General features: G+C 71.8%; 14 protein-coding genes and 1 riboswitch. Of the genes, 8 read left to right on the plus strand and 6 right to left on the minus strand.

Going from position 1 to position 15,696, the window contains the following annotated elements; translation table 11 throughout:
- Window positions 1-19 precede the first annotated feature (19 nt).
- Window positions 20-2,002 carry a S53 family peptidase gene (locus CF165_RS33865; RefSeq protein ID WP_093951653.1) on the plus strand — a complete coding sequence of 661 codons (1,983 nt, stop codon included), beginning with the start codon at window positions 20-22 and terminating at the stop codon, window positions 2,000-2,002.
- Here the strand turns inward: CF165_RS33865 and CF165_RS33870 are convergent.
- The 4 genes from CF165_RS33870 to CF165_RS33885 are packed head-to-tail and all read right to left on the minus strand — an operon-like array spanning window position 1,996 to window position 5,546.
- Window positions 1,996-3,483, minus strand: a complete 1,488-nt coding sequence (locus CF165_RS33870) for a precorrin-2 C(20)-methyltransferase (protein WP_093951654.1) — start codon at window positions 3,481-3,483, stop codon at window positions 1,996-1,998. The genes CF165_RS33865 and CF165_RS33870 overlap by 7 nt on opposite strands.
- Complete coding sequence (locus tag CF165_RS33875) at window positions 3,480-4,103, minus strand: precorrin-8X methylmutase (protein WP_093951655.1); 624 nt, start codon at window positions 4,101-4,103, stop codon at window positions 3,480-3,482. The genes CF165_RS33870 and CF165_RS33875 overlap by 4 nt, the downstream gene beginning before the upstream one ends.
- Window positions 4,100-5,173 (minus strand): ferredoxin-like domain-containing protein, encoded by a 1,074-nt coding sequence (locus CF165_RS33880; protein WP_093951656.1) that lies wholly within the window; start codon window positions 5,171-5,173, stop codon window positions 4,100-4,102. The genes CF165_RS33875 and CF165_RS33880 overlap by 4 nt, the downstream gene beginning before the upstream one ends.
- A 4-nt stretch (window positions 5,174-5,177) precedes the next feature.
- Window positions 5,178-5,546 carry a DUF6191 domain-containing protein gene (locus tag CF165_RS33885; RefSeq protein WP_439098533.1) on the minus strand — a complete coding sequence of 123 codons (369 nt, stop codon included), beginning with the start codon at window positions 5,544-5,546 and terminating at the stop codon, window positions 5,178-5,180.
- Between the two features lie 54 nt (window positions 5,547-5,600).
- On the opposite strand from CF165_RS33885, the gene CF165_RS33890 reads away from it, so the two are divergent.
- The 3 genes from CF165_RS33890 to CF165_RS33900 are packed head-to-tail and all read left to right on the plus strand — an operon-like array spanning window position 5,601 to window position 7,611.
- Window positions 5,601-6,527: an ABC transporter ATP-binding protein gene (locus CF165_RS33890; protein ID WP_093951658.1), complete on the plus strand. Its 927-nt coding sequence runs from the start codon at window positions 5,601-5,603 to the stop codon at window positions 6,525-6,527.
- Complete coding sequence (locus tag CF165_RS33895; protein ID WP_093951659.1) at window positions 6,524-7,375, plus strand: ABC transporter permease; 852 nt, start codon at window positions 6,524-6,526, stop codon at window positions 7,373-7,375. Before CF165_RS33890 ends, CF165_RS33895 begins: the two co-directional genes overlap by 4 nt.
- A gap of 2 nt (window positions 7,376-7,377) precedes the next feature.
- A complete protein-coding gene (locus CF165_RS33900; RefSeq protein ID WP_043784651.1) occupies window positions 7,378-7,611 on the plus strand; it encodes a helix-turn-helix transcriptional regulator in 234 nt (77 codons plus the stop codon).
- Here CF165_RS33900 and CF165_RS33905 read toward each other — a convergent pair.
- Window positions 7,608-8,336: a hypothetical protein gene (locus CF165_RS33905; RefSeq protein WP_093951660.1), complete on the minus strand. Its 729-nt coding sequence runs from the start codon at window positions 8,334-8,336 to the stop codon at window positions 7,608-7,610. The genes CF165_RS33900 and CF165_RS33905 overlap by 4 nt on opposite strands.
- Window positions 8,337-8,426: 90 nt before the next feature.
- Window positions 8,427-8,500, plus strand: a riboswitch (cobalamin riboswitch).
- A 50-nt stretch (window positions 8,501-8,550) separates the two neighbouring features.
- On the opposite strand from CF165_RS33905, the gene cobN reads away from it, so the two are divergent.
- From cobN to CF165_RS33920, 3 genes are all read left to right on the plus strand, one after another.
- Window positions 8,551-12,114 (plus strand): cobaltochelatase subunit CobN, encoded by a 3,564-nt coding sequence (cobN, locus tag CF165_RS33910; protein WP_093951661.1) that lies wholly within the window; start codon window positions 8,551-8,553, stop codon window positions 12,112-12,114.
- Window positions 12,115-12,178: 64 nt separating this feature from the next.
- Window positions 12,179-12,604: a hypothetical protein gene (locus CF165_RS33915; protein WP_093951662.1), complete on the plus strand. Its 426-nt coding sequence runs from the start codon at window positions 12,179-12,181 to the stop codon at window positions 12,602-12,604.
- A gap of 436 nt (window positions 12,605-13,040) precedes the next feature.
- Window positions 13,041-14,246, plus strand: coding sequence for a chitinase (locus CF165_RS33920; protein ID WP_093951663.1), 1,206 nt, complete (start codon window positions 13,041-13,043; stop codon window positions 14,244-14,246).
- 13 nt (window positions 14,247-14,259) lie between these two features.
- Here CF165_RS33920 and CF165_RS33925 read toward each other — a convergent pair whose 3' ends face one another.
- Window positions 14,260-15,351 (minus strand): dihydrofolate reductase family protein, encoded by a 1,092-nt coding sequence (locus CF165_RS33925; RefSeq protein ID WP_093951664.1) that lies wholly within the window; start codon window positions 15,349-15,351, stop codon window positions 14,260-14,262.
- 85 nt (window positions 15,352-15,436) lie between these two features.
- On the opposite strand from CF165_RS33925, the gene CF165_RS33930 reads away from it, so the two are divergent.
- Window positions 15,437-15,688 (plus strand): hypothetical protein, encoded by a 252-nt coding sequence (locus CF165_RS33930; protein WP_093951665.1) that lies wholly within the window; start codon window positions 15,437-15,439, stop codon window positions 15,686-15,688.
- Window positions 15,689-15,696 lie beyond the last annotated feature (8 nt).

Genomic DNA, 15,696 nt, shown 5'->3' on the forward strand with positions numbered 1-15,696 from the left:
CTCCGGAGGAGGACCAGCCATGCGCAAACCCGCATTCCGGCTGCTCGCACTGGCCGCGACGGCCGTGACGACCGCCGGGCTCCTGATCGGGGCTCCCGCCGCCTCGGCCAGCGACCGGACCCCGCTGCCGGGCAGTGTCCCGGCCTGGGCGAAATCGTCCACCCGCGTCGGAGGAGCGAATGCGGCGGACAATGTGGCGTTCCGCGTTTACCTCGGCTGGACTGGCGACGCCGCCGCACTGGCGAGCCGCGTTTCGACGCCGGGCTCGGCCGAATACGGCAGGTTCTTGACGGCGGCGCAGTTCCGGCAGCAGTTCGCGCCTGCGCCGAACGACGTGAGCGCGGTGCAGCAGTGGCTGCGCAAGGCCGGCTTCGACGTCGGCTACACCCCCGGCAACCGCCGGTTCGTCCAGGCCGAGGGCACGGTCGCACAGGCCGCCGCCGCGTTCGGCACCACCTTCGGCGAGTTCGCGGTCGGCGGCAAGACGCTCCGCGCGCCCGAGAAGGACCTTTCGCTGCCCGCGGGACTGCCCTCGGCGGTCAGCGCGGTGGTCGGGCTCGACGAGTCGTTCGCGCTGCTCCAGCCCGCGGCGGGCCCGGCCGCGACGCCGTCGCCCGCCTTCGTCAACGCCCCGCCGTGCTCGGCCTACTACGGCGAGAAGACGACCGCGACGACGCTGACCCCGGACGGCATCAAGGTGCCGGACGCCTACGGCCACCCGAACCCGTGGGCACCGTGCGGTTACACGCCTTCGCAGCTGCGGAGCGCGTACGGCGTCCAGCAGGCCATCGCGTCCGGCACCAACGGCACGGGCCAGACCGTGGCGATCATCGACGCCTACGCGTCGCCGACGATCGTGTCCGACGTCAACACCTACTCGCGGCTGCACGGGCTGCCGCAGCTGTCCGGGAACCAGTTCAGCCAGGTCGTGCCGCCGGGCGTGTACAACCGGCCGCAGAACCGCAAGCAGGACCCGCAGGGCTGGTACGGCGAGGAGACCCTCGACGTCGAGGCGGTGCACAGCATGGCGCCGGGCGCGAAGATCGTCTACGTCGGTTCGCCGAACAACTTCCAGGACCTCGACGCGGCGATGAACCACGTCGTCGACCAGCACCTGGCCTCGATCGTGACCAACTCCTACGGCTTCTCGACCGAGCTGCTGCCGACCGGCTACGTCAAGCCGTTCAACGACACGCTCGTCGAGGCCGCGGCGACCGGCATCGGCGTGTACTTCTCCAGCGGGGACAACGCCGACGAGACCGGCGGTGTCGCGGCGAACTTCCCGAAGGCCACGCCGGACTGGCCCGCCGTGAGCCCGTGGGTGACCGCGGTCGGCGGCACCTCGCTGGGCGTCGGCGCGGGCGGCGAGTACCTCTTCGAGACCGGGTGGGAGACCGGGCGGTCGACGCTGACCGACGGTGCCTGGGTGCCCACCCCGCCGGGTGAGTTCCTCAACGGCGCCGGTGGCGGCACCAGCCGGCTGTTCACCCAGCCCGCGTACCAGGCGGGCGTGGTCCCGAACACGATCGCGACGGCGAACGGCGCCCGGCCGCAGCCGATGCGCGCGGTGCCGGACGTGGCCGCCCTGGCCGACCCGAACACGGGCTTCCTGGTCGGGCAGACGCAGGCGTTCCCGGACGGTACGGCGAGGTACAGCGAGTTCCGCCTCGGCGGCACGAGCCTGGCGTCACCGCTGTTCGCCGCGTTCGTCGCACTGGCGCAGCAGCAGGCGGGCCGCGAGTTCGGCTTCGCGAACCCGTTGCTCTACGCGAAGGCGGGCACCTCGGCGTTCCACGACGTCACGCAGCCGCCGTCGCCGATGGCGGTCGCGCGGGTCAACTACAACAACTCGGTGGACGCCTCGGCCGGGTACTCGGCGGCCAGCCTGCGTTCCCTGGACGCCGACGCCGTCCTGACGATCCACGTCCGGAACGGCTACGACGACGTCACGGGCATCGGATCGCCGAACGGCCCCGCGTTCCTGACCGCCCTCGGTCAGTAACTCCGCGGGGTCCAGACGACGCCGTTCTCCGCGCGGGTCCTCGACGAGCCCACGATCAGCAGGCAGCGCATGTCTACTGTGGACGGATCGAGGTCCCCGAGCGTGGTGATCCGGATGTCCTCCTCCGGCCCGCCGACGTCCCGCGCGACCACCACCGGGGTCGCCGGGGCGCGGTGGCGGAGGAGGACGTCCCGGGCGTCGGCGAGCTGCGTCGTCCGGGACCGCGAAGCCGGGTTGTACAGCGCCAGCACCAGGTCCGCCGCGCCCGCCGCGTCGAGGCGCTTCTCGATGATCTCCCACGGCTTCAGGCGATCGGACAGCGAGAGCACGCAGTAGTCGTGCCCGAGCGGCGCGCCGACCCGGGACGCCGCTGCCTGCGCCGCCGTCACGCCCGGCACGATCCGGACCCGCACGCCCGTGCCGTGCCCCGCGGCGACCTGCTCCAGCACGGCCGACGCCATCGCGAAGACCCCCGGGTCCCCGGAAGAGACCACGGCGACCCGGGCGCCCGAAGCAGCGAGCGACAACGCTTCGGCCGCGCGATCGGCTTCGACGCGGTTGCCCGACGCGTGCCGCTGTTGCCCCGCCTTCTGCGGCACGCGCGCGACGTACGGCCCGTAGCCGACGATGTGCTCGGCCGCGTCCAGCTCCGCCGCGGCCTCCGGCGTCAGCCACTCCGGCCCCGCGGGGCCGAGGCCGACGACCACGACCTCGCCCGAACCGGCAGCGGGGGAAGCGGGCGGCGTGGGCGAAACACGCGACGCATAGGCCGGCGAAGGCAGCAACGCCAGCGAAAAGTACGGGACCGTCGAGGGATCGACCGACGCCAACGGTGAGATCCGCTGCTGTTCCCAGGTGGCGCGCTCGACGTAGACGGCGTCGTCGAGCTTCCCGGCCTCTTCCAGGGCCTCCCGCACCGAACCGAACGTCCGCCCGAGCTTCAGCACGGCCGCCGCGTCGGTGTCCGCGAGGCGCCGCGCCAGTTCCGGGGCCGGCAGCGTGCCCGGGAGCACGGTCAGCACCTCGTCGCGCTGCACCAGCGGACGGCCGAGCACCGCCGACGCCGCGCTCACCGACGTCACGCCGGGCACGACGACCGCGTCGAACCGCCCGGAAAGCCGTTCGTGCATGTACATGTACGAGCCGTAGAAGAACGGGTCGCCTTCGCAGAGCAGGACGACGTCGCGGCCGGCGTCGAGGTGCTCGGCCAGCCGCTTCGCGCTCAGCTCGTAGAAGTCGGCGATCGCGCCCTCGTACCCGCCGGGGTGGTCGGTCGTCTCGGTGGTGACCGGGTAGACGAGCTTCTCCTCGATCTGCCCCTCGCGCAGGTACGGCTCGGCGACCGACCGCGCGATGCTCCGGCCGTGGCGCGCGCAGTGGTACGCGATCACCGATGCTTCCGAAATCAGCCGGGCCGCCTTGACCGTCATCAGTTCCGGGTCGCCGGGGCCGAGCCCGACGCCGTACAGCGTGCCGGTCATTCTTCGGCGCTCGCGAGTGCGTTGATCGCCGCGACGGCCATCGCGCTGCCGCCGCGCCGCCCGTGGACCACCAGGTAGGGCGCCGGTGCCCGCTTCGCGAGCTCCACTTTGGACTCCGCCGCGCCGACGAACCCGACCGGGACGCCGATGATCGCCGCGGGCGCGCCGACGCCTTCGTCGAGGATTTCCAGCAGGCGGAACAGCGCGGTCGGCGCGTTGCCGATCGCCACGACCGAGCCGGGCAGCTTGTCGCGCCACAGTTCCAGGGCCGCGGCCGAGCGCGTGGTGCCCCTGCGTTCGGCGAGCCCGGGCACACTGGGGTCCGACAGCGTGCAGAGGACCTCGTTGTCCGCGGGCAGGCGGCGCCGGGTGACGCCGCTGGCGATCATCTGCGCGTCGCACAGGATCGGCGCACCGGCTTCCAGGGCGGCCCGGCCGGACTCGACGACGTCGAGCGTGTACCGCACGTCGTCGACCAGATCGACCATGCCGCAGGCGTGGATCATCCGGACCGCGAGGCCCGCCACGTCGTCGGGCAGGATCGCCAGGTCCGCCTCCTCGCGGATCGTGGCGAACGAGTGCCGGTAGATCTCGGCACCGTCCCGCAGGTAGTCGATCACAGATTCCCCTTCAGTTCGTCGAGCGGCACCCACCGGCCGTCGATGCGGTAGCCCCCCGCTTCGGCGACAACGTCCACATGGGACTGCGACGGCTTCCCGCACCGCCGTTCGCAGCCCGAGAAGTGCGCGCGCAGGCCGGGCCGGAACACCGCGTCGGCCCGGACGTCGGCGCGCGACTTCGCGCAGCCCGGACGGCCGATGCACGCGGTGGTCCCCAGGGGCTCGCCGCCGAAACCGAGCCGGTCGAAGACGTCGGCGGGCACGTCCGGCAGGACCACGGACTTCCACGGCGTGACCAGCGCCGGGCCGAACTCCGCCAGTGCTCGCGCCTGCGTCGCGGACAGCTGCCCGAAGCGCGGCACGACACCGGCCGCGAGGCCGTCGTCCCGTTCGATCAGCCCGGCCGGGACCTCGACCGGCGTGCGCGGCACCGGCGTCCCGCGCCAAGCCGGGTCGTCGAGTTCGGCGACGCGCCAGGCGGCCCCGCGCACCCGGCAGAACTCGAGCGCGACCTCGATCAGCGTCGAGACGGCGTCGGCGCGAAGCACCCGCCGTCCCGTGTCGCCGCCCGCGAGCAGCAACGTCCCGGTTCCGGCATCCACCGCACGCCAGCAGACGTCGGCGCCTTCGCCGGCGACGTCGCCGCGGCCGTCGTCGAAGGCGAAGAGGAACCGGCCGGGCAGCGGCGCCAGTTCCGGCGTCGAACACAGGACGCCGTCGAGCGCGGCGGCGAGGCCCCGGACGTCGGCGAGGCCCCCGCGCAGCCCGCTCAGCGGCGAGGCCAGGACGTTCCGGACCCGCTCGTGTGACGGCGAGGGCAGCAGGCCGGCGTCGGTGAGCCGGGCGGCGAGGCCGGGCCGGGTGACGCCGCGCAGCTGGACGTTGCCGCGCGAGGTGAGGTGGAGATCGCCGTCGCCGCAGGCGTCGGCCGCGTCGGCCAGCGCTCGCAGCTGCGCCGCGGAAATCGCGCCGCCGGGCAGCCGCACCCGCGCGAGTGGGCCGTCGGCGGCGTCGTGGGGTGCGAAAACACCAGGGCACGCGTCGGCTCGCACACGTGCTGGGGTCGGCATGGGGTCACTGTAGCTGGCGATTTTCCGGCTCCCCCGGCTCCGGACGCGGCCGGATCCGGGCGGTTCCGGCGTCCAGGTCCACGTCACGCCAGGGTGGCGCGCCTTCGGCGTCCTGCTCGACGAGCATCGACATCGTTTCCCGGTGTTCCAGCTCACGCCGCTTGGTGCCGTAGAGGAAGGCGGTGCTCTCTTCGATGTAGGTCGCGGACAGCCGCGCCTTGAAGCGCGAGCCGTTCTTGCGCGGCCGCAGTTCGATCGCGGCCATGACCAGCAGGATCACCACGCCGCCCGGAAGGGCCAGCCCCAGCCAAGTTCCCATGCCCGGCGAACCGGATGACCGCGGGTCAAGTTCCCGGGACAGCAGAAGTCTCATCGAATGTAGTATGTGTGCTACATTCGATCGCATCAGTCAGATGGGGGTGACGTGATGAGAGACCCAGCGGTCCCCGCGGTCCGCGTGCGCGGGCTGCGGATGCGCTACGGCACGAACGACGTGCTCCACGGCGTCGAGTTCGAGGCGTACCGCGGCGAGGTCGTCTGCCTGCTCGGGCCGAACGGCGCGGGCAAGACGACGACGATCGAGATCCTCGAGGGCTTCCGGATGCGGTCGGCCGGCGAGGTGAGCGTGCTGGGGGTCGACCCGGCACACGGCGGCGAGGACTGGCGGGCACGGCTGGGGGTCGTGCTCCAGTCCTGGCGCGACCACGGGAAGTGGCGCGTCCGCGAGCTGCTCGCGCACCTCGGCCGGTACTACGCGCCGTACTCGACGGCCTCGCACCCGCGGCCGTGGGACGCCGACGAGCTGATCGCGGCGGTCGGGCTCACCGAGCACGCGCACAAGAAGCTCAAGCAGCTCTCCGGCGGCCAGCGGCGGCGGCTCGACGTCGCGATCGGCATCGTCGGCCGTCCCGAGCTGCTGTTCCTCGACGAGCCGACCGCGGGCTTCGACCCCGAGGCGCGGCGCGAGTTCCACGACCTGGTGCACCGCCTGTCCGACGAGCTCGACACGACGATCCTGCTCACCACGCACGACCTCGACGAGGCCGAGAAGCTGGCCGACCGGATCCTCATCCTCAACGGCGGCCGGATCGTCGCCGACGGCTCGGCCGACGAGCTGAGCCGGCAGGTCTCCGGCGAGGCCGAGGTCCGCTGGTCCGTCGACGGCCAGCGCTTCGTGCACCTGACGACCGAAGCGACGAAGTTCGTGTACGACCTGTTCAAGCAGCACGGCGAAGCCGTCGCGGACCTCGAGGTCCGGCGCGCGTCGCTGGAGGACACCTACATGACGCTGGTCCACCGGGCGGAATCCGGCGGCGAGACGGAGCTGGGCCTCCAGGAAGCGGGCGCGCGATGAACGCCAGGACCACCGCACTGCGTTCCGGCCTGGCCCGCGGCTGGATCGAGTTCAAGCAGACGTGGACCAACCTCGACGACGTGGTGGGGCAGGTCGTCTTCGTGCTGCTCTTCCTCGGTACGTTGTTCTTCATGCGCAACGCCACGCTGCCCGGAACGTCGTTCTCGCTCGGCGCGGCGACCGTGCCCGGCGTGCTCGGCGCGGGCATCGTGTTCCAAGGCCTGACCGGCGCGGCGGGCTACCTGGCCGTCGACCGCGAGGACGGCACGCTGCTGCGGGCGAAGGCGACCCCGAACGGGATGCTCGGGTACCTGGTCGGGAAGACGACCGCGCTGTCACTCGCGCAGCTCACGTCCATGGCCGCGGTCCTGGTCCCGTGCCTGTTCGCGTTCTCCGCCCTGGCGCCCGACGGCGTCTGGTCGTACCTGCACCTGCTCGGGGTGCTGGTGCTCGGCATGGCCGCGACGATGCCGATCGGCGCGGCGCTGGGGTCGCTGGCCAGGAGCGCGCGGTCCATCGGGCTGTTCAGCCTGCCGGTCATGGGCATGGGCGCGGTCTCGGGGATCTTCTACCCGATCACGGCGCTGCCGGGCTGGTTGCAGGACGTCGGGCAGGTGTTCCCGATGTACTGGCTCGGCCTCGGCATGCGGTCGGCACTGCTGCCGGACAGCGCGGTCGTCGTCGAGATCGGCCAGTCGTGGCGGCCGCTGCCGACCCTGGCGGTGCTCCTCGCGTGGGCAGTGCTCGGCTTCGCGGTGGCTCCGGTCCTGCTCCGCCGCATGGCGCGGCGCGAGGCGGGCTCGTCAGTGGCCGAACGGCGGCAGAAGGCCATGCAGCGTGTGGGGTAGTCATGAGTGAGGTCGTCTACAACCGGATCGCGATGCTGCGCGCGGAGCGGTCGATCTCGCGGCGGCAGCTGGCGGAGGCCCTCGGGGTGCATTACCAGACGATCGGCTACCTGGAGCGCGGCGAGTACAGCCCTTCGCTGTACCTGGCCCTGCGGATCGCGGAGTTCTTCGAGGTGTCCGTGGAAGTGCTGTTCTCGACGAAGCCCTTCCCCCGCCTCGGGGAACGCTCCGCTTAGGGCTTGCGCAGGTCGGCCTCGGCCAGCGCGCGGACGACGTCGTCGCGCCGGGTCTCCCGGACGGCCCGGTTCAGTTCGACGTGCAGGAACGGCGTCCCGCCGGCGGCCTGGCTCTGGACGTTCGTCGTCCCGGCCAGGCCCCGGCAGGGCTCGGCCCAGGCCCGGCGGACGCGGAACCCGGCGGCGATCAGCCGGTCCGCCGCCCGGCGCGCCGCGTCACCGGCCTCCGCGGCCCCGGCCGAGAGCACGATGTCGGCGGCGGGCAGGGTCCGGTCCTTGAAGCCGTGCAGCTGGACCTGGGGCAGGCCGCGCCGGGCCAGCAGCGTGGTGACGGCGTGGAAGACCGTCCGCGTGTCGTGCGCGGGGTCCTCCCGGCGGCGGTGCGCGCCCGCGACGGCCAGGACCGCGCCGGGCACCCGCCGGAAGAGGGCCAGGCCGATCAGGTCGGTCCGCAGGTCGGACGAGGGATGCGGCACCTCGACGACCAGTGACGGCGGCGCGGACCGGTCGATCGCGTAGAGCCCCCAGGCCCGCTCGGTGCCCGGTTCCTGGACGACGACGGAGTCGTCGAGCACGGAAAATCCCAGGTCGGACAGGTGATGGGGGTCGCCGTCGAGGAGGGCGGCGAAGCTCGTGCCGGCGATCTCGAGTTCGGCCGCCGTGGGGTGGCGGTACGGCTGCCGGGTCGACTGCGCGGCGGTGAAGCTCCGGAGAAGGGATTCCAAGCCGCCAGGTTACCGAGGACCGGCCAACGTCACCTTGACGCCGGGTCAGGTGCACCGGAGAGTGAGTCCGAACCCACGCGCCGTCAGGTGGAGGAACCCGGTGGAAGTCCGGGGCGGTCCCGCCACTGTGACCGGAGAGAGGCATCTCCGGGAGCCAGGAACTCCGGACGGCGCGCCCGGCTAACCGGGGCGCGGACCCCGGAGGAGGAACTTCGTGATCCTGCTTCTGTCCACTTCGGACACCGACCTGCTCAGCGCCCGCTCGTCCGGCGGCGAATACCGGCTCGGCAACCCCGCCCGGCTCGACGCCGCCGAGCTGCCGCCGCTGCTCGACGGCGTGCGCATCGTCGTCGCGCGGATCCTCGGCACCCCACGGACCTGGGCCGACGGCCTGGACGCGCTGCGGGCGTCGGGCGCGCACGTCGTCGTCCTGGGCGGGGAGCAGACGCCGGACGCCGAGCTGATGAAGCTCTCGACCGTCCCGGCGGGCATCGCCGCCGAGGCCCACGCGTACCTCGCGCAGGGCGGCCCGGCGAACCTCACCCAGCTGCACCGGTTCCTCTCCGACACGCTGCTGCTCACCGGCGACGGCTTCGAGCCGCCCACCGAACAGGCCGCCTGGGGCGTCCTCGAACGTCCTTCCCGGGCTGAGGGCCCGGTGATCGGGATCCTGTACTACCGGGCGCACCACCTGTCCGGGAACACGGCGTTCGTGCACGCCCTCGCCGACGAGATCGAAGCCGCGGGCGGCCGCGCGTTGCCGATCTACTGTGCTTCGCTGCGTACGCGCGAGCCGGAGATGATGGCCGAGCTGGCTTCCGTGGACGCCCTGCTGGTCACCGTGCTCGCGGCCGGCGGCACGCGGCCGTCCGAGGTGGGTGCCGGCGGTGACGACGAAGCCTGGGACGTCGCCGAGATGGCCGCGCTCGACGTCCCGATCCTGCAGGCGCTCTGCCTGACGAGCGACCGCGAGACGTGGGCGGCGAGCGACGACGGCCTCTCCCCGCTCGACGCCGGGAACCAGATGGCCGTACCGGAGTTCGACGGGCGGCTGATCACGGTGCCGTTCTCGTTCAAGGAGCTCGACGAAGATGGGCTGCCGCGGTACGTGCCGGACGCCGAGCGCGCGTCCCGCGTCGCCCGCATTGCGCTGGCCCACGCTCGCCTTCGGCACACGCCGCCTTCGCAACGTCGCATCGCGCTGATGCTGTCCGCGTACCCGACGAAGCACTCTCGCGTCGGCAACGCGGTCGGGCTGGACACGCCCGCGTCGGCGGTCGAGCTGCTGCGGCGGATGCGCGATGCGGGCTACGACCTGGGGCCGGACGCGTTCCCGGGCGTCGAGCCGACCGGCACCGAGCAGCCCGACGGTGACGCGCTGATCCACGCGCTGATCGCCGCCGGCGGCCAGGACCCGGAGTGGCTGACCGAGGAACAGCTGGCCGGGAACCCGATCCGGGTGCCCGCCGCGCGGTACCAGGAGTGGTTCGACGCGCTGCCGGCCGAGCTGCGGGCGGGCGTCGAGGGGCACTGGGGGCCGGCGCCGGGCGAGCTGTACGTCGACAACGGCGACATCGTGCTGGCGTCGCTGCAGAGCGGCAACGTGATCATCATGATCCAGCCACCGCGCGGGTTCGGCGAGAACCCCGTCGCGATCTACCACAACCCGGACCTGCCGCCGAGCCACCACTACCTGGCCGCCTACCGCTGGCTGGAGGAGGAGTTCGGCGCGCACGCCGTCGTCCACCTGGGCAAGCACGGGTCGCTGGAGTGGCTGCCGGGCAAGACGGCGGGGCTTTCGGCGTCGTGCGCTCCCGACGCCGTGCTCGGGAACCTGCCCCTGGTGTACCCGTTCCTGATCAACGACCCGGGCGAGGGCGCGCAGGCGAAACGGCGGGCGCACGCGACGATCGTCGACCACCTGATCCCGCCGATGGCGCGCGCCGAGTCGTACGGCGACATGGCACGGCTGGAGCAGCTGCTCGACGAGCACGCGAACATCGCGGCGATGGACCCGGCGAAGCTGCCGGCGATCCGCGCGCAGATCTGGACGCTGATCCAGGCCGCGAAGCTGGACCACGACCTCGGCGTCGAGGAACGGCCGCACGACGCGGAGTTCGACGACTTCCTCCTGCACATCGACGGCTGGCTCTGCGAGGTCAAGGACGCGCAGATCCGCGACGGCCTCCACGTCCTGGGCGCGGCGCCGGTCGGCGAAGCCCGCGTCAACCTGGTGCTGGCGATGCTGCGCGCGTCGCAGATGTGGGGCGGCAAGCAGGGCGCGGTGCCGGGCCTGCGGTCGGCGCTGGGGCTCAAGGAGAACGCGCCGATGTCCGAAGTGGACGCGGTCGAGAAGACGGCGCGCGAGCTGGTCCAGGCGATGGAGATGCGCGGCTGGGACGCGACCGCGGTCGCGTCGGTCGCCCCGGACGAGCAGGTCGCGCGGGTGCTTTCGTTCGCCGCGGAAGAAATCGTGCCGCGGCTGGCCGGGACCACCGCCGAGCTGGACTCGGTGCTGCACGCGCTGGACGGCGGCTACATCCCGGCCGGGCCGAGCGGGTCGCCGCTGCGCGGGCTGATCAACGTGCTGCCGACCGGGCGGAACTTCTACACCGTCGACCCGAAGGCGATCCCGAGCCGGCTCGCCTGGGAGACCGGGCAGGCCCTGGCGGACTCGCTTTTGAAGCGCTACCGCGAGGACACCGGGGACTGGCCGCGGTCGGTCGGGCTCTCGGTGTGGGGCACGTCGGCGATGCGGACGTCCGGCGACGACGCGGCGGAAGTCCTCGCGCTGCTGGGCGTCCAGCCGGTCTGGGACGAAGCCTCGCGGCGCGTCACGGGGATCGAGGCGATCCCGCCGGCCGAGCTGGGCCGACCGCGGATCGACGTCACGATCCGGATCAGCGGCTTCTTCCGCGACGCGTTCCCGCACGTGATCGCCTTGATGGACGACGCGGTGAGGCTGGTGGCGTCGCTGGACGAGCCCCTCGACGAGAACTTCGTCCGGGCGCACGTGTCGGCCGACCTTGCCGCGCACGGCGACGCCCGCCGGGCGACCACGCGGATCTTCGGCTCGAAGCCGGGCGCGTACGGCGCGGGCCTGCTGCCCCTGATGGACAGCGGAAACTGGCGCGACGACAAGGACCTCGCGGAGGTGTACGCCGTGTGGGGCGGCTTCGCGTACGGCCGTGATCTGGACGGCCGCCCGGCGCGCGAGGACATGGAGAACTCGTACAGGCGCATCGTGGTGGCGGCGAAGAACACGGACACGCGCGAGCACGACATCGCCGACTCGGACGACTACTTCCAGTACCACGGCGGGATGATCGCGACGGTCCGCGCGCTGACGGGCGCGGCCCCGGCGTCCTACGTGGGCGACAGCACCTCGCCGGACGCGGTCCGCACCCGCACGCTGGGCGAGGAGACGGCCCGGGTGTTCCGCGCCCGCGTGGTCAACCCCCGCTGGCTGGCGGCGATGCGCCGCCACGGCTACAAGGGCGCGTTCGAGCTGGCGGCCACGGTGGACTACCTGTTCGGCTTCGACGCGACAGCCGGCGTCGTCGGCGACTGGATGTACGAGAAGCTGACCGAGTCGTACGTGCTGGACGAGGTGAACCAGGAGTTCCTGCGCCAGGCGAACCCGTGGGCGTTGCGAGGGATCGTCGAGCGGCTCAGCGAGGCGGCGGACCGGGGGCTTTGGGAAGAGCCAGACCCGGCGTTGCTGGAGAAGATGCGCGAGGTGTACCTCTCGCTGGAGGGCGACCTCGAGTCGGAGTGACTGCAAGCGGTTTGCAGGCCGCGGTGGCTACGCTTCGCCTTCCCCACCGAGGAAGGACGAAGACTTGAAGAAGGTTCTCGGCGTGGCCGCCGCGGCACTGCTCTCCGTGCTCACCTTCGCGGCGCCCGCCTCCGCCGAAGAGCACACGAAGCACATGCACACCGGCGACGCGTACGGCAGCGTCACCGGCTGGAGCGGCGAAGGCGTGTTCACCGAAGAAGGCGACCGCGTCCACATCTGCGACACCGACGCGGACGGCCGTGGCGTCGCCATCTACGTCTACAAGGGCACGCCGGACAACGGCACCCCGCTCTACGACATGCACGTCGGCGGCAACGGCAACTGCATCACCAAGAGCGCGGCCAACGGCGGCGTCTACGACCTGCCCGAGACCCGCGTCGGCTTCAAGTTCTGCCGGTACTGGGTGGCGGACAAGAGGGTCCACACCGGCGAGTGCAAGGACTACGACTTCCTGAACGACAACAGCTGAGCCTCCCGGGCCCGCCGGGTTTCGGCAAGTCGTGACGTTTCGCCGGTCGTTCAGGACATCGCACCGGCAGAGCGGGTTCGGGCAAGTCCGCCCATGGACGGATTCGCCAGGTCGTGAACGACTCTTTCCTGTCGTCAGAGGTCATGAACGAGTCGTTCACGACATCCGACCACCGAGTCCCGCCGCACGATCACGCAATCACCCCAGCCCCGCCGCCCCAGCGCCTTGCCCGCCAAAACCTGCCGTCGAGGCGCGGCCGGGCACGCTCGGCGGTGCCCGGCCGACTGCGCTCGCAGCCGCCCTTCGCGAGACAAGTTTCGGATATTCCGGGACGTTTCGCCCGCTCCTCCGGCTTTGCCCGACGTTCGTGTCTTGACTTCGTTAATGGTCTAGTCCAATGATCTGTCCACCTCGATCCCCTCCGGGAGGACAGCTCATGCGCAAGAGCAGACTGGCCGCCATCGGGCTCGCCGCCGCCACGTTCACCGCCACCGCCGTCAGCCTCTTGCTCGGCGCACCCTCGGCGACCGCGGCGTTGAGCAACAACTGGTACGCCGCGGCGCCGTACCTGATGCCCCAGAGCAACAACCCGCCCGATCCGGTGACCGTCATGAACGCGACCGGGCTCAAGGCGTTCCAGCTGGCGTTCATCCTCGCGCCGAACGGCGGCGGGTGCAGCCCGACCTGGGACGGTACCTCGGCCGTCTCCTCAGACACCGCCGTCGCGGGCGTGATCTCGCGGATCCGCGGCGCCGGCGGCGACGTCTCGGTGTCCGTCGGCGGCTACGGCGGCACTAAGCTCGGCCAGACCTGCGGGACGGTGGCCGCGACGGCCGCCGCGTACCAGCAGGTCGTCACGAAATACTCGCTCAAGGCGATCGACTTCGACCTCGAAGAGCCCGAGTACGAGAACACCGCGGCCATCGCGAACGAGCTCGGCGCGGCGAAGACCTTGCAGGCCAACAACCCCGGCCTGTTCGTTTCGGTGACCATGCCGGGCACCGCGGCCGGCACCGGCTGGTTCGGCACCCAGCTGATCGACCAGGCGAAGTCGATCGGCTTCACCCCGAACAACTTCTCGATCATGCCCTTCGACGGCGGCTTCAACGGCGGTTCGTCGCAGGTGTCGGCGCTGGAAGCCATGCACGGGCTGCTCATGTCGCACCTGGGCTGGGACAGCGCGACCGCGTACGCCCACGAAGGTTTCTCCGGCATGAACGGCAAGTCGGACGCGGCGGAAATGTTCTACACCTCGGACTTCCAGACGGTGTACGACTACGCGACCAGTCACGGCCTCGGCCGCTTCACGTTCTGGTCGGTCAACCGGGACCGCGCCTGCGTCGGCACGACCGACAACGGCGTGTGCAGCAACGTCCCCCAGAACGACTGGGACTTCACGAAGTTCAGCGTCCGCTTCGCGGGTGCGACACCGCCGCAAACGACGCCTCCGGTGACGACGACCCCGACCACGCCGGGCAACGGCTCGTGCACCGCGGCGGAGTGGGACCGGACGAAGGTCTACGTCAAGGACAACGTCGTCTCGCACAACAGCCACAAGTGGACGGCGAAGTGGTGGACGCAGGGCGAAGAGCCCGGGACCACCGGCGAATGGGGCGTCTGGGTGGACAACGGCGCCTGCTAGCCGCTCGGAAGTCTCAGAAGTCGAGGTGGGTGTTCTCGCGCTGGACCTCCGGGATCAGCGCGGGCACCTCGACGACGTGCCGCCCGGCCTGCCGCAGCAGCTCGGTGCCCTGGGCGTCGACGAACACCGCCGGCTCTCGCCAGGCGAACACGACGCGCGGGATGCCGGCGTCGAGGATGAGCTGGGTGCAGCTGCGCGGGTGCGAACTCCGGTTGCTGCACGGCTCCAGCGAGCTGTACATGGTCGCCCCGGCCAGTCGCGGGTCGCCGGCGCACTTGGCGAGCGCGGCTTCTTCGGCGTGGTTCAGCGGGTCACCCTCGCCGGAATGCCCGGTCGCGACGACCTCGCCGTCGGCGTCGGTGATCACGGCCCCGACCCGGAAGGTGTGGCTGGGCGGGCATTCGGCGGCGAGCGCGATGGCTTCCTTGAGCCGCTGGACGTCCCGGCCGGACGGTTCCTCCGCCGCGCGGTACTCGAGGATCGCCATGCCTTGGAGTTCGTTCGCGCCGGTGAGGACCAGCGGTCGCGGGTAGCGCCCGGGGCCGACGAACCGCGGCGCGTCCGGCTGCCCGACGAAGAACGGCGCGATCGCCAGGCGCAGCTCGTCGGCCAGTCCTTCGGTGAGGAATCGGGTGTGGATTCCGCCGCCGCCTTCGACCAGCAGCCTTTCGATACCGCGCGCCCCGAGGTCGTCGAGGACGCGCCCGAAGTCGGGCGGGTCGCCGGCGTCGACGACGGTGGCGACGTGCTTCAAAGCATCCGCGGCGCCGGGCGGCGCGTAGACGATCTTTTCGGTATCCCCGACGGTGAAGAACTGCGCGTCCGGATCGAGGCCGCGGGTGGTCACGGTGACCTTGACCGGCTGTTCGGGCTTGCCCCGCGCTGTGCGTTGCCGCCGCAGCTCGGGTGACCGCACGAGCAGCCGCGGGTTGTCGGCGCGGACGGTGCCGGCCCCGACGAAGATCGCGTCCGCCTCGGCCCGCAACCGGTCGACGACGGCGAAGTCGTCCTCAGTGGACAGCACGAGCCGCTCGGGCGAGGTGTCGTCGAGGTAGCCGTCGAGCGACTGCGCGGCGGACAGCAGGACGTGCGGCCGGGAGATCACCCGCCCCAGTATGCCGTAACGCCTTCGGTGATCCTCGCGTCCTACGACGTATCCCTGTGATCCCCATCCCCCGGAGCTGCGGAACATGACCACGCGAGGCTGGTACAAGGAACGGACGCTCACCACGGTCGACACCGTCGGCCGGGAGGTGCCGGTGACGACCGGGCTCACCCGCGACCCCGAAGGCCGTCTGGTCGCGGCGATCGCCATCAGCGACGGGCCGACGGCGATCTACCGCTACTCCGGAGACCCGAGTGACCGGACCGAGCTGGTCACCAACGCGGCGGACACCGTCAGGGAGCTCCGCAAGCTCGCGGACGTCCCGCCCGCGCAGTGACCGGCGCG

It is taken from the genome of Amycolatopsis vastitatis (assembly GCF_002234595.1).
GTDB classification, from domain to species: Bacteria; Actinomycetota; Actinomycetes; order Mycobacteriales; family Pseudonocardiaceae; genus Amycolatopsis; species Amycolatopsis vastitatis.